Genomic DNA, 13,105 nt, shown 5'->3' with positions numbered 1-13,105 from the left:
CCGGCGGCGCGGATTGCACCTTTTCCGGCCCGCCGCCAAACCTTCCCGTTCCACTTGCTGTCTGTAGATCCATGTCGAATTTCCTGAAAAACAGTGTTGCCGCCCTGCTGATTCTGCTGCTGGCCTCCTGCACCGAGCGGCGGCCCGCCGAGGCCCAGCAGGAGTCCTCGCCCCTGGCCCGCTCCACCGCCGGCCCCGCGCCCACCAACCTCAAGGGCCTGGCCACGGCCACCTTCGCGGGCGGCTGCTTCTGGTGCACCGAAGAAACGTTCGAGGAGTTGCGGGGCGTGCGGGCCGTGGTATCGGGCTACAGCGGGGGCCGCGAGGCCAACCCCACCTACGAGGAAGTGGGCCGGGGCCAGACCAGCCACGCCGAGTCGGTGGAAATCTATTACGACCCCCGCCAGATCAGCTTCGCTACACTGGTCGACGTGTTTTTCCGGGCCGCCCACGACCCCACCACCCTCAACCGCCAGGGTCCCGACGCGGGGGCACAATACCGCTCCATTGCCTTCTACCGCACCCCCGAAGAGAAGAAGATTATTGAAGCCGCCATTGCGCGCGTTGACGCCAGCCAGCAGTACGGCAACCCCATCGTGACGCAGGTGGTGGCGTTTCAGAAATTCTGGCCCGCTGAGGGGTACCACCAGGGCTACTTCCGCCTCCACCCTCAGGAAGGCTATGTGCGCAGCGTGTCGGCCCCCAAAGTGGAGAAGTTCCGCCACAAGTTTCCGGAGCTGCTCAAGAGTCCGCTGTAACATCGGGCCGTCCGTTGTTTACAAACCCCGGTTGCCTGCTGGCCGCCGGGGTTTTATTTTGCCTGCCACCCCCGCTGCCCCCGCGCTGCGTGCCGGCCACCAGCACCGGCGTAGTGGCCGACCGGCTCGCGGCCCCTATCTTGCCCGGGCACAACCTGCTACCTTATGCCCACTCCCCGCCTCACCTCCAAGCTTCCCGACGTTGGGACCAGCATTTTCTCGGTAATGAGCCAGCTGGCCCAGGAAACCGGGGCCATCAACCTGGCCCAGGGTTTCCCCGACTACGACCCGCCCCTGCCCCTGCTGGAGGCCCTGGCCCGCCACGTGCTCACGCCCGGCCACCAGCAGTACGCGCCCATGCCCGGCCTGCCCCGCCTGCGCGAAGCCATCAGCCAGAAAACGACCCGCCTCTACGGCCATACCCCCGATCCGGCCACCGAAGTAACGGTGACCAGCGGGGCAACTGAGGCCCTGTATGGCGTGCTGGCCGCCGTAGTGCAGCCCGGCGACGAAGTGCTGATTCTGGAGCCGGCCTACGACCTCTACGGACCGGCCGTGCGCCTCCAGGGCGGCGTGCCGGTGTACGTGCCGCTGGCGCTGCCCGATTTCCGGCCCGACTGGGACCGGGTGGCCGCCGCCCTCACGCCCCGCACCCGGCTGGTGCTCATCAACTCGCCCCACAACCCTACCGGGGCCGTGCTCACCCCCGCCGACCTCGACACGCTGGCCGGGCTGCTGCGCGACACCGATACCTTGCTGCTCAGCGACGAGGTGTACGAGCACATGGTATTTGATGGGGCCGCCCACCACAGCGTAACGAGCCACCCGGAACTGCGCGAGCGGGCTTTCGTGCTGTCCTCGTTCGGCAAAACCTACCACGCCACCGGCTGGAAGGTGGGCTACTGCCTGGCCCCGCCTACCCTCACGGCCGAGCTGCGCCGGGTGCACCAGTTCCTGACCTTCAGCGTGAGCACGCCCACCCAGCACGCGCTGGCCGATGTGCTGCCCGATTCCGCCCTCTACGACGCGTTGCCAGCCTTTTATCAGCAGAAGCGCGACCTGTTCCGGGAGTTACTGGCCCCCACCGCGTTCCGTTTGCTGCCCGTACCGGGCGGCTACTTTCAGGTGGCCGATTTCAGCGCCGTGGCCCCGGGCCTGGGGGATGTGGACTTCGCCCGCCAGCTCACCCGCGAGGCCGGCGTGGCCGTGGTGCCCCTGTCGGCATTCTACCACAACGGGCAGGATCAGCACCTGGTGCGGTTCTGCTTCGCCAAGCAGGAAGCCACCCTGCGGGCGGCCGCAACCCGGCTCCAGGCCTGATGGACGAGGCATAAGCAGCTAACCCCCGAATAGAATTATTTCCTTGTTGGGCAGGCTGCTTTTTTGTAAACTTCAAAACCGATCTTCCTGCTAACACCTACTCCTGTGTCCGACCTCACCGTTTCGTTTATTCAGGCTGCTTTGCACTGGCACGAGCCGGTGGCCAACCGCCAGGAAATGGACCGCCACATTGGGGCCATTTCCATCGCCACCGACCTGATTGTACTGCCCGAAATGTTCACGACCGGCTTCAGCATGGAAGCCGCCGCCCTGGCCGAGCCGATGGAAGGCCCCACCCTGGCCTGGATGCGCGAAGTGGCCGCCGCCCGCGACGCCGTGGTAACGGGCAGCCTGATTGTGCGCGACGACGCGGGCCACTACTACAACCGCCTGCTCTGGGTGCGCCCCGATGGCTCGCTGAGCTACTACAACAAGCGCCACCTGTTCACGATGGCCGGCGAGCACCACGTGTACACGGCCGGTACCGCACGCCTGATAGAGGAATGGCGGGGCTGGCGCATTTGCCCGCTGGTGTGCTACGATCTGCGTTTCCCCGTCTGGAGCCGCAACTCTGAGCAGCAGCCCTACGACCTGCTGCTGTACATAGCCAACTGGCCCGCCGTCCGCCGCACCGCCTGGATGACGCTGCTGCGCGCCCGCGCCATCGAGAACCTGGCCTATACCATGGGCGTGAACTGCGTGGGCATGGATGGCAACAGCCTCGCCTACGCCGGCGACTCGGCCCTGCTCGACATGCGCGGCGAGTACCTGGTGGAAGTCGGCAACCAGGAAACCAGCATCACCCGCGCCCTGCGCCACGACGAACTGCGGGCCTTCCGGGAACGGTTCCCCGCCCTGCACGACGCCGACCCATTTTCGCTGGAGGTGAGAAGTGAGAAGTGAGAAGTGAGAAGTGAGAAGTGAAACGTCATTCTGAGCATGTGGCGCATCAAGCTAGGGTGCGTATCCTTTTCTTCTTTTTACCTCCTCACTTGCTCACCACCAGGCGTTTCACCACCGTTTCGCCGCTCAGGGCGCGGCAGCGCACCAGGTACACGCCGGCGGGCAGGTTACTCAGGCTGATTTGCTGGGTGCTGGCGGCGGCCGTTTCGGGGCGCACCAGGCGGCCGGTAAGGTCGAGCAGGGTGAGGCGGACGGGGCGGGGGGCTTCCACGGTTACGGCGGTGGTGGCCGGGTTAGGATAGAGGCGCAGAGCCAGCGCCCCGGCACCTGGTTGGGCGGCCGTTACCACGCGGTTGCGCCCCACAAAGCTGCTGATACCCCCGCTTTCGAGGCCCAGGAACAACTCCGGCACCCCGTCGGCATTCATGTCGGCGGCGGCGGGGGCGTAGCGGAACAGGTTACCCAGCCCCCAGCGGCCCGCCTCGGGCTGTCGGGTAAGGGCGTTATAAAACACGTCGGTGCGGCCCAGGAAGGCCCCGCTCTGGGCGCGCAGGTCGGCGAAGAGGCGGATGTCGCCGCTGGCATCGGCCGTGAGCAGGTCGGGGCGGCCGTCGCCGTCGAAGTCTGCCACCACCGGGCTCAGGTAGGTGGGTCGTTCGCCGGTGCCGGTCCGGAGCTGGCCAAAGTCAGCATGCTGCAACGTAAAGCGCTGGGCCAGCGGGCCGGTCCCACTGTTGCGGTAGTAACGCAGCGGCCCGGCCGGGTCGCCGGTTACGCCCAGCAGCAAATCCGGGTGCCCGTCGCCATCCACGTCGGCGAAGGCGGGCAGGGCGAACCGGAGCGCAGACAGGCCGCCCAGCGTGCCGGCCGCGCCCAGGCTGAACGCGGCCGGCTGCCCGGCGGCGGCCGTGTTCAGCAGGTAGGTCAGGGAGTTGGTGGCCGTACCCAACCGGAACGAGGAATACACCAGGTCCAGGCGGCCATCCTCGTTGAGGTCCGTCAGCACCGGCCGCAGGAAGCCCAGCTTCTGGCTGCTCAGGCCCAGGTAATCGTCCGTAATCAGCTTGAAAACCGGTTTGGCCGCCGTACCCGCGTTGCGGTAGTAGCTCAGCCCGGCCCGGTAGAACCCGGTGCGCCGGCTCACGCCCCCCACCAGCATATCCACCAGGCCGTCCCCGTCCAGGTCGCCGAAGGCGGGGGCCGCCAGCTCGCTCACGTCCACCATGTCGCGTTGCAGAAAATCGGACTGCTCACGCACCAGCTGGGGGACCGCCGCCGTGCCCGCGTTGCGGTAGAGCAGCACCGACTGGCGGGTGTCAATGGTGTCTTCGTTGGTCGCCAGAAAGGACGATACGAGCACGTCGGGCACGCCATCAAAGGTCACGTCGACGGGGAAGGCGGCGGGGTAGTTGGGCAGCCGGGCCGGCTGGCTGCGAAAGGGTTCCACGGAGTTGAGGCCGGCGCGGGTAAAGCGGGCGTCCCGGGCCGTGCCCGCGTTGCGGAGCACGGCCAGCTCGGGGCAGTAGTCGCGGCCCGTGAGCAGGTCCGGGGTCCCGTCGCCGTCTACATCAAACAGGCCCACGCTGAAGCCCCCCTGGTGCTGGGGCCGCAAGGGCGCGGGCGCGGGCTGGGCATTGAAGGCAAAGCTGAACACGTTGCAAAGCTGGGAGCTGGCAATGCCGCCCCAGTAGGCGGAGGCTTCCGCGAATTCCAGCCCGCCGCAGGAGCCGCTGGTGGCGGTGTTGCGGTAGTAGTAAATGCTGGGGACGGGGGAGCTGAAATCGTAGGCCAGCACGTCGAGGCGGCCGTCGCCGTCGAGGTCCTCAATGGCGGGCAGGTTGGTGCCGCCCACGGCAATGTTCACGGCAAAGCCCCGGGGGTGCTGGTAGGAGAGCAGGGAGGTGATGAGGCGGAAGGCGGGCCGGCCCTGGGCATCGGGCTCGTGGCGAAACACGCGGATGTTGCTGCCCGAGGCGTCGGCCGTGAACAGGTCGGGGCGGCCGTCGCAGTCGTAGTCGCGCAGCAGCAGCCAGCCGCGCAGGTCGGCCGGAAACAGGCCGGCATACTCGGGCGCAAACTGCCAGGCCCGGCCGGTGGTGGTAGCCACGCTCAGAAACGGCACTACCCGGTTGGTCATCCGGTCGAAGGCCACCAGATCGGGCTGCTGGTCGTTGTTGAGGTCGATATTGGAAAACTGGGGCGAGTTGAGGCCGCCGGCCCAGGCATTGCGCAGCGTATCGGTACCTTGCACTACTTTTGCCAGGGCCCGGAACTCGAAGCTGAACGGCGGCGCGGTCTGGGCCGGGGCTTCGTTCAGGACTCCCGCCCCCAGCGTTAGCAGGGCACTCACCAGCAGGTGTCGGGGCATTCGGGGGGGCATGTTCATCGGAAGTACCGTTGGTTCAGTTTTTAATATTACGCACAAAACCGCATGGCAGACCTCGCGGCGCTCTACGCCCGTTTCCGGGCCTCCTCGGCCGTCAGCACCGACTCGCGCCAGGCCCAGGACGGCACTCTGTTCTTCGCCCTCAACGGCCCCAACTTCCGGGGCCGCGACTTTGCGGCCCCGGCCCTGGCCCGGGGTGCCCGCTACGCCGTGGTGGACGACGAGGCCCTGGCCGCCGCAAACCCCGGCCAGTACACCTACGCCCCCGACCCGCTCGCCGCGTTGCAGGCGCTGGCCCTGCATCATCGGCGGCAGCTAGTGATGCCCGTACTGGCCATCACCGGCTCGAACGGCAAAACCACCACCAAGGAGCTGGCCCACGCCGTGCTGAGCCGGCGGTTTCGGGTGCAGTACACCCAAGGCAACCTCAACAACCACATCGGGGTTCCGCTCACGCTGCTCAGCATCCGGCCCGGCGAGCACGAGCTGGCCATCGTGGAAATGGGAGCCAACCACCAGGGCGAAATTGCGCTGCTGTGCCGCCTGGCCGAGCCCACCCACGGCCTGATCACCAACATCGGCAAGGCCCACCTCGAAGGCTTTGGCGGGGTAGAAGGTATTGCCCGGGGCAAAGGAGAGCTGTTCCGGTACCTGGAGCAGGTGGGCGGCACGGCCTTCGTGAACACGCTCGATGCCCGCCTGCCCGCTCTGGCCGCCCCGGTACCCGAGCGCGTCAGCTACCCTGGCCCCACCGACACCTACCCGGCCGAGCTGCTCAGCGCCGCCCCCCACGTGGTGATGCGCCTGTTCGGCGGAACCTCCCTGGAAGCCCGGATCACGGGGGGCTATAATTTCCCTAACCTGGCCGCCGCCGCCGCTCTGGGGGCCTATTTCGGCGTCCCTACCGCCGACATCGGCGAGGCCCTGGCCGCCTACGAGCCCGCCAACAACCGCTCCCAGCTCGTGCGCACCGCCCACAACGAACTCGTGCTGGACGCCTACAATGCTAACCCCAGCAGCATGGCGGCCGCCCTGCACAGCTTCGCCGCCCGCCCCGGCAACCCCGCCGGCAAAGTGGTTATTATGGGTGATATGTTCGAGCTGGGTCGCGAAAGCGCCGCCGAGCACCGCGCCCTGGGCCAGCTGGTGCGGGGCCTGCCCTTCGGCCAGATCGTGCTCATCGGCCCCGACATGCACCACGCAGCCGCCACCGACTCATCGTTGCTGCATTTTCTTACCAAGTCCGAGGCCGGGTCCTGGCTCCGCGAAAACCCGCTTCGCAACCGCCAGATCCTCATCAAAGGCTCCCGCGGCATGGGCCTGGAAAGCCTGCTGGAGCTCCTCTAAATAATCATAGATGTTGCCGATTAAAAGGGACTCTCGAACTCGGCCAGGGTGGGCAACACCTGGTCTTTGGCGGAGATGGTGGGGCTCGAAACGCCCCAGTCGATGGCCAGGGCCGGATCGTTCCAGAGCAGGCCGCCTTCCGATTGGGGGGCGTAGTAATTGGTGCATTTATAGAGGAAGAGCGTGTTGTCTTCCAGGGCCGTGAAGCCGTGGGCAAATCCCACGGGTACATACAGCATGTTGTAGCGCTCCGAGTCCAGAATTACCGACACGTGCCGGCCGTAGGTGGGCGAGTCGCGCCGGATATCAACCACCACGTCGCGGGCCCGGCCGGCCGCCACGCGTACCAGTTTGGCCTGCGCATACGGGGGTTTCTGGAAATGCAGCCCCCGCACCACTCCCCGGTCGGAGCGCGACTGATTATCCTGGGCCCAGTCGCCCACGATGCCGGCTTCTTCCATTTTCAGGGCGCTGAACGACTCGAAAAACGCACCGCGGGCGTCGCCGAACACCCGGGGCAGAATTTCGACTACACCAGGAACATCGAAGTACTTAAATTCCATAAAAGAGCAGTAATGGGGCGCGGTAGCTTGGAGTGCGGCGCAAGTTAGGCAGATTTATGAGCGCCCGGAGCGGTTGGTGGTTAGGTGCTCCACCACGGCCAGGTATTTATTGAGCACGATTTGCTCATCGAACTTGGTTTCGGCCAGGTGGCGGCCGGCGCGGCCCATCTGCTCCAGCCCGGCGTCGGGCAGGCGCAGGATTTGCAGCATTTTGGCGGCCAGGTCGGCCGCGTCGCGCACCTGGCAGAGCAGGCCGTTGTGGCCATCTACCACGGTTTCGCGGCAGCCGGGCACGTCGGTGGTCACGATGGGTTTGCCCATGGCGGCCGCTTCGAGCAGCGTTTTGGGTGTGCCTTCGCGGTAGGAGGGCAGCACCACGCAGTCGGCTTCCCGCAGGAGGGCGGCCACGTCGTCGGAGGTGCCCAGGTATTCTACGTTCCCCGCCTGGAGCCACTGCTCAAACACGGCCCGTTTCACGCCGACGCCCCCGCTTTCATCCACGCCGCCCAGGAGCTGCACCCGGGTGCCGGGCACGGCCTCGCGCACCAGCCGGGCGGCCTCGAAATACTCCTCCACGCCCTTCTCGTAGAGCACGCGCGCAATCATGAGGAAGGTAAAGGGCGCGTTGCGTCGGAACGCCGGGGCGGGCCGGAACCGGTTGATGTCGACGCCGGAGCCGGGCAGCAGGTCGGTGATGGCGGGAGCCACGAGGCCGTGTTGCAGGAACAGCTGCCGGTCGTCGTCGTTCTGAAAAAACACCCGTTTCGGAAACTGAAAGGCGAACCGGTACAGGCCCAGGGCTACTTTGCTCACCAGGTTTTTCACGATGAACACCGTGCCCAGACCCGACACGTTGTTGACGCTGGGGATGCCGGCCAGCCGGGCCGCGATGGTGCCGTAAATGTTGGGCTTGATGGTGTACTGCAACACCACATCGGGCCGTTCGCGGCGGTAAATCTGGTAGAAGCGGCGCGTGAGGGCGGCGTCCTTGACGGGGTTGGTGCCTTTGTTTTCCATCGGGATGGGCACGAACCGGCAGCCCAGTTCCGTTTCCAGGCGCGCCGAATACGCATCCGGCGGCGCAATGGCCAGCACCTCATGGCCGGCCGCCTGCAAGGCTTTTACCAGGCTGCGCCGGAAATTCCAGATATTCCAGGAAGTATTGATGACGATGGCGACGCGCATTCGGGGACGGGTTGGAGTACGGCTGCAAAGGTAGCCCCCAGGAGGCGGCGGCACCTTACGAAACGGAAAATTCCGGCAGATTCCCCCAATAACCAGCGCGCTGAATGCAGGCGCAACAGGCCGTACGAGGGCCGCCGGAAAACGGCCTGCCACCGCCTGTTTATTGCCTCTGCTGCTTACATTCACCCCCCGTTGCGGAGGCCTGAAAATTAGCCGTTAAAAGCATCTCTTCTTCCTTTCTAGCCAGTACTACCCCTCTATGTATATGACGACCAACTGGCGGGCGCAAGGTCGGCCCGCCACGCTCCGGCCCTGGTGGCACAGAGGCCGGCTGCTGGCCCTGGCCCTGCTGCTCAGCCTGAGCGCCCGCGCCCAGTTCGAAACCAGTCAGTGGTATTTCGGTAACCAGGCGGGCCTGGACTTCCGGACCGGTACGCCCGTGCCCCTGACCAACGGGCTGCTCTACTCGGCCGAAGGCTGTAGCAGCCGGGCCGACAGCCTGGGCAACCTGCTGCTCTATACCAACGGCGTAACCATCTGGAACCAGCGCCACCAGGTGATGGCGGGCGGGGCCAGCTTGCGGGGCAACACCTCCACCACCCAATACCTGGTGGTGGCCCAGCCCGGCCGCCGGGGCCTGTACTACCTGCTCTCGCCCGATAAGAAGGATGAAACCAACGGCTTTCGGTACTCGGTAATAGATATGGGCCGCCAGAACGGACTGGGCGAGGTAGTGCAGCGCGAAGTGCCGCTGCACCCTACGTCCAGCGAGCGGGTGGCCGCCGTGCCCCACGCCAACGGCCGCGACCTGTGGATACTCGGCCATGAGCGCGCTACGGACGTGTTTTTCGCTTACCTGCTCACCGCTCAGGGATTGGGGGCATCGCCGGTACTCAGCCGCGACGCTTTAGCGCCGCGCAGCGTGCAGGTAATCGGGCAGCTCAAGGCGTCGCCCGATGGGCGGCGGCTGGCTATGGCCATTGGCAGCCTCGACCCGCAGCAACCCGCCGGCACTCCCAGCGTCGAATTGCTCGACTTCGACCCCGCCACCGGCCGCCTCAGCAACCCCGTGCTGCTGCCCCCGGCCCGCATGGCCAGCTACGGCGTCGAGTTCTCCCCCAACGGCCGCCTGCTCTACGTCTCAGACCCGTTTTCCAAGTCGATTTATCAGTATGATGTAACTGCGGCCAACGTTGCCGCGTCGGCTTTGCCCGTTCCATCCTCCGCGGGTCCTGACCAGCAAGGGGGCACGCCCAGCGCCTTGCAACTTGGCCCCGACGGGCGCATTTACGTGGCCCAATCCACCACAGTCGGCACCACCCGCATGGGAGTCATCATCGACCCCGACCGCCGGGGCGCGGCCTGCGCTTACCTGCCCCTGGGCGTTGAGCTGGCCGGCCGCCGGTCGGTACTAGGCCTGCCCTCGTTTGTGCAGCGCGACCTGTGGCACTTCACCGTGCGCGGGGCCTGCCAGGGCAGTCTGGTGAGCTTCGCGCTGCCCACCAGCTACGGGGCCGATTCCGTCCGCTGGCATTTCGGCGACCCCGGGGCCGCGTCGCGCAACGGGGCCACCGGGTTAGCGGCCACGCACACCTACGCTGCGGTGGGTCGCTACCTGATAAAGGCCACGCTGTATCTGCCCGGCGGGCCACCGGTGGTGCTGCGCCGCTACGTCGATATTCAGCCCCGGCCCGCAGTAAACCTGGGTCCCGACACCACCCTGTGCGCCGGCCAGGCGCTGCTGCTCACGGCCCCGCCCGCAGCGGCTTACCGCTGGCAGGATGGCTCGACGGCGGCCACGCTGCAGGCCACGCTGCCGGGCTGGTACTGGGTGCAGGTAACAAGCGCGGCCGGCTGCACCGCCCGCGACTCGCTGCGCCTGCGCACCCGCCCGCTGCCGCCCCCCGCCCACCTCGGCCCCGACACGGTACTGTGCCCGGGTGTTCTTCTGACGCTACGCGCCCGCGGTCCAAGCCTGCCCGACACCCGCTACCGCTGGTCGGACGGCTCGGCCGGCCCGACGCTGACCGTGCAGGCCACCGGCACCTATTGGCTCGAAACCACCAACGCGGCCGGCTGCGGCCAGCGCGACTCGATCCGCGTGCGCTACCTCACGCCGCTTGCCCTCCACCTCGGCCCCGATACGGTGGTCTGCCAGAACCCCGGGCAACCCTTCGTGCTCAGCGTTGCGCTGCCCGGCGGGCGCTACCGCTGGCAGGACGGCTCGACGGCGGCCACGTTCACGCCTACCACTTCGGGCACCTACCGGGTTACCGTATCCGTGGCCGGGTGCAGCGCCACCGACTCCGTTCAGGTACGCCTGCCCGACTGCCGGCAGCAGGTGTTCGTGCCCAACATCATCACGCCCAACCACGACGGGCTGAACGACCGGCTGGAAATAACCGGCCTGGGGGCCGCGGCCTGGGCGCTCACCATTTACAACCGCTGGGGGCAGCCAGTGTATACCACCGCCCACTACCGCCAGGACTGGACCGCCCCCGGCCTGGCCAATGGCGTGTACTACTACCTGCTGGAAGAGCCGGGCCGGGGCCGGCGGCTGAAAGGCTGGCTTCAGGTAAGCCGCTGAGGCGGCCGCGGGTGGCGGGGGCAACTGCGGCCGTACTGCCCGCCGGCTTATCTTTGCCCATGCTCCGATTATTTTCCCTGTCTGCCCGCCCGGCGGCCCCGCTGGTTGCCGCCCTGCTGCTAAGCGCCTGCGGCCCGGCCCCCGACGCATCCCAAACTTCGGCCGCCCCGCCGCCGCCCGCCGCCGCCCCGGAGGCCCTGGAGGCGCTGGAGGCCGGTGCCAGCCTATTTGCCCAGAACTGCGCCATCTGCCACGGGGCCAGCGGCAAGCTCGGCCTCAACGGAGCCCACGACCTGACCAAAAGCAACCTCAATGCCGCCGGCCGCACCTATATGGTCGTCAACGGCCTTGGTAAAATGCCCGGCTTCCGGGGCCAGCTCACCGACGAGCAGATTCAGCAGGTAGTGGCCTACTCGCTCACGTTGAAGTGAGTTGCCTGTGGTCAGTTGCCAGTGTCCACTGGCAACTGACCACTGACAAACCGCCCTATCCGCCGCTTTGGCCGTATGCTTTAAGAGCCACTTGGTTTAGCAGTGGCTTCTCACTTTTGTAACTTCTCTTTCTGATGGCAAGTAAACCTAGTCCCAAAAGCAACAACGGCGGCAAAGCCCAGAACAGCACCCGCCACCCCGGGGCCGTTGATGGCGTGAAGGGCCGGGCCGGTCGCATCCTGACCAAAGCCGCCCAAAATGGCACCTATGATACCAGCACCGACGACGAAACGGCCGTGCTGGTGGCCGTGCCCGATAAGCGCCAGGCCGACGCCCGCACCCAGGAGTATCTCGACGAGCTGGCCTTCCTGGCCGAAACGGCCGGCGCCACCGTCACCAAACGCTTCATCCAGCGCCTCGACAAGCCCGATATCCGCACCTTCGTGGGCGAGGGCAAGCTGGCCGAAATCAAGGCCTACGTGGAGCACACCAAGGCCAGCATGGTCATTTTTGATGACGACCTCTCCCCTTCCCAGCTCCGCAACCTGGAGGCGGAGCTGAAGGTGAAAATCGTGGACCGCAGCCTGCTCATCATCGATATTTTTGCCCGGCGGGCCAAAACGGCCACCGCCCAAACCCAGGTCGAGCTGGCCCAGTACCAATACCTGCTGCCCCGCCTTACCGGCCTCTGGAGCCACCTCGACAAGCAGCGCGGGGGGGGCGTGGCCCAGCGCGGACCGGGTGAAACGGAAATCGAAACCGACCGCCGGGTGGTCAACGACCGGATTGCCCTGCTCAAGGAGCGCCTCAAGGACCTCGACCGCCAGAGCCAGACCCAGCGCAAGTCGCGCGGCGGCACGGTGCGGGTGGCCCTGGTGGGCTACACCAACGTGGGCAAAAGCACCATTATGAACCTGTTGAGCCGGGCCGACGTGTTTGCCGAGAACAAGCTCTTCGCCACCGTGGACTCCACCGTGCGCAAGGTGGTGCTCGAAACCGTACCCTTCCTGCTCTCCGACACCGTGGGTTTCATCCGCAAGCTGCCCACCCGCCTCATCGAGAGCTTCAAGAGCACGCTCGATGAAATCCGGGAGGCCGATTTGCTGGTGCACGTGGTGGACATTTCCCACCCCTCCTTCGAGGAGCACATTGCCGTAGTTAACGACACGCTCAAGGATATCGGGGCGGCCGATAAGCCCACGCTACTCATCTTCAACAAGATTGACCAGTACAATACCGAGGCCACCGAGCCGGAGTACCATACCGGTTTTGAGGGCATGAATGCCGAGGACGACGAGGCCGCTGCCCGCCCGACGCTGGAGCAGTTCCAGGCCACCTACATGGCCAAGCTCCACGACCCGGTTATCTTCATTTCGGCCCAGGAGCGCACCAACATCGACGAGTTACGGGCTTTGCTTACGCGGCGCGTTTCGGCCATCCATAATGAGCGCTACCCCTCCGTGCATCCTATCCGGGAAGACGAGGCCGAATAAAACGGCCACTGTTTTCCTTTCGGAACCAGGAACCCAGCCTCTCGGCCGGGTTCTTTTTTTTGCAAAAATCCATCCCTACACCTTGCTTTCATTGACATTTATTCAATGATACAATGACATAGTTAACAATTC

At 66.0% G+C, this 13,105-nt stretch carries 10 protein-coding genes; 7 read left to right on the top strand and 3 right to left on the bottom strand.

What is annotated here, in order from left to right:
- Positions 1-71: 71 nt before the first annotated feature.
- The 3 genes from msrA to D0T11_RS11020 all read left to right on the top strand — a co-directional run bounded on the left by msrA (position 72) and on the right by D0T11_RS11020 (position 2,981).
- Positions 72-758: a peptide-methionine (S)-S-oxide reductase MsrA gene (gene msrA, locus D0T11_RS11030; protein WP_119655843.1), complete on the top strand. Its 687-nt coding sequence runs from the start codon at positions 72-74 to the stop codon at positions 756-758.
- 165 nt (positions 759-923) lie between these two features.
- Positions 924-2,078, top strand: coding sequence for a methionine aminotransferase (locus D0T11_RS11025; RefSeq protein ID WP_119655842.1), 1,155 nt, complete (start codon positions 924-926; stop codon positions 2,076-2,078).
- Positions 2,079-2,183: 105 nt separating this feature from the next.
- A complete protein-coding gene (locus D0T11_RS11020) occupies positions 2,184-2,981 on the top strand; it encodes an amidohydrolase (RefSeq protein ID WP_119655841.1) in 798 nt (265 codons plus the stop codon).
- An 85-nt stretch (positions 2,982-3,066) separates the two neighbouring features.
- On the opposite strand, the gene D0T11_RS11015 is transcribed toward D0T11_RS11020, so the two are convergent.
- Positions 3,067-5,349: a T9SS type A sorting domain-containing protein gene (locus tag D0T11_RS11015; protein ID WP_182888351.1), complete on the bottom strand. Its 2,283-nt coding sequence runs from the start codon at positions 5,347-5,349 to the stop codon at positions 3,067-3,069.
- Positions 5,350-5,412: 63 nt separating this feature from the next.
- On the opposite strand from D0T11_RS11015, the gene D0T11_RS11010 reads away from it, so the two are divergent.
- Entirely contained in the window at positions 5,413-6,714 is a 1,302-nt protein-coding gene (locus D0T11_RS11010; RefSeq protein ID WP_119655839.1) for a UDP-N-acetylmuramoyl-tripeptide--D-alanyl-D-alanine ligase, read from the top strand.
- Between the two features lie 20 nt (positions 6,715-6,734).
- Here D0T11_RS11010 and rfbC read toward each other — a convergent pair whose 3' ends face one another.
- On the bottom strand, positions 6,735-7,277 hold the full coding sequence (gene rfbC, locus D0T11_RS11005) for a dTDP-4-dehydrorhamnose 3,5-epimerase (protein ID WP_119655838.1): 543 nt from the start codon (positions 7,275-7,277) through the stop codon (positions 6,735-6,737).
- A 54-nt stretch (positions 7,278-7,331) separates the two neighbouring features.
- Positions 7,332-8,462, bottom strand: coding sequence for a glycosyltransferase family 4 protein (locus D0T11_RS11000; protein ID WP_119655837.1), 1,131 nt, complete (start codon positions 8,460-8,462; stop codon positions 7,332-7,334).
- A 265-nt stretch (positions 8,463-8,727) separates the two neighbouring features.
- Here D0T11_RS11000 and D0T11_RS10995 point away from each other — a divergent pair, with 265 nt between their 5' ends.
- The 3 genes from D0T11_RS10995 (at position 8,728) to hflX (ending at position 12,973) form a co-directional block, all read left to right on the top strand.
- Positions 8,728-11,049 carry a T9SS type B sorting domain-containing protein gene (locus D0T11_RS10995; RefSeq protein ID WP_182888350.1) on the top strand — a complete coding sequence of 774 codons (2,322 nt, stop codon included), beginning with the start codon at positions 8,728-8,730 and terminating at the stop codon, positions 11,047-11,049.
- A gap of 59 nt (positions 11,050-11,108) precedes the next feature.
- A complete protein-coding gene (locus D0T11_RS10990) occupies positions 11,109-11,480 on the top strand; it encodes a c-type cytochrome (RefSeq protein WP_119655835.1) in 372 nt (123 codons plus the stop codon).
- Positions 11,481-11,614: 134 nt separating this feature from the next.
- Entirely contained in the window at positions 11,615-12,973 is a 1,359-nt protein-coding gene (hflX, locus tag D0T11_RS10985) for a GTPase HflX (protein WP_119655834.1), read from the top strand.
- Positions 12,974-13,105: the final 132 nt, after the last annotated feature.

Origin of the sequence: Hymenobacter rubripertinctus, assembly GCF_003583925.1 — a bacterium.
Taxonomy (GTDB): domain Bacteria; phylum Bacteroidota; class Bacteroidia; order Cytophagales; family Hymenobacteraceae; genus Hymenobacter; species Hymenobacter rubripertinctus.
This window is presented reverse-complemented; position numbering and strand designations above follow the sequence as displayed.

Excerpts from the sequence above, each read along its gene's own strand:
- msrA (WP_119655843.1), top strand. The coding sequence starts at position 72 with ATGTCGAATTTCCTGAAAAACAGTGTTGCCGCCCTGCTGATTCTGCTG.
- D0T11_RS11025 (WP_119655842.1), top strand. The coding sequence starts at position 924 with ATGCCCACTCCCCGCCTCACCTCCAAGCTTCCCGACGTTGGGACCAGC.
- D0T11_RS11015 (WP_182888351.1), bottom strand. The coding sequence starts at position 5,349 with ATGCCCCGACACCTGCTGGTGAGTGCCCTGCTAACGCTGGGGGCGGGA.
- D0T11_RS11010 (WP_119655839.1), top strand. The coding sequence starts at position 5,413 with ATGGCAGACCTCGCGGCGCTCTACGCCCGTTTCCGGGCCTCCTCGGCC.
- rfbC (WP_119655838.1), bottom strand. The coding sequence starts at position 7,277 with ATGGAATTTAAGTACTTCGATGTTCCTGGTGTAGTCGAAATTCTGCCC.
- D0T11_RS11000 (WP_119655837.1), bottom strand. The coding sequence starts at position 8,462 with ATGCGCGTCGCCATCGTCATCAATACTTCCTGGAATATCTGGAATTTC.
- D0T11_RS10995 (WP_182888350.1), top strand. The coding sequence starts at position 8,728 with ATGACGACCAACTGGCGGGCGCAAGGTCGGCCCGCCACGCTCCGGCCC.
- D0T11_RS10990 (WP_119655835.1), top strand. The coding sequence starts at position 11,109 with ATGCTCCGATTATTTTCCCTGTCTGCCCGCCCGGCGGCCCCGCTGGTT.
- hflX (WP_119655834.1), top strand. The coding sequence starts at position 11,615 with ATGGCAAGTAAACCTAGTCCCAAAAGCAACAACGGCGGCAAAGCCCAG.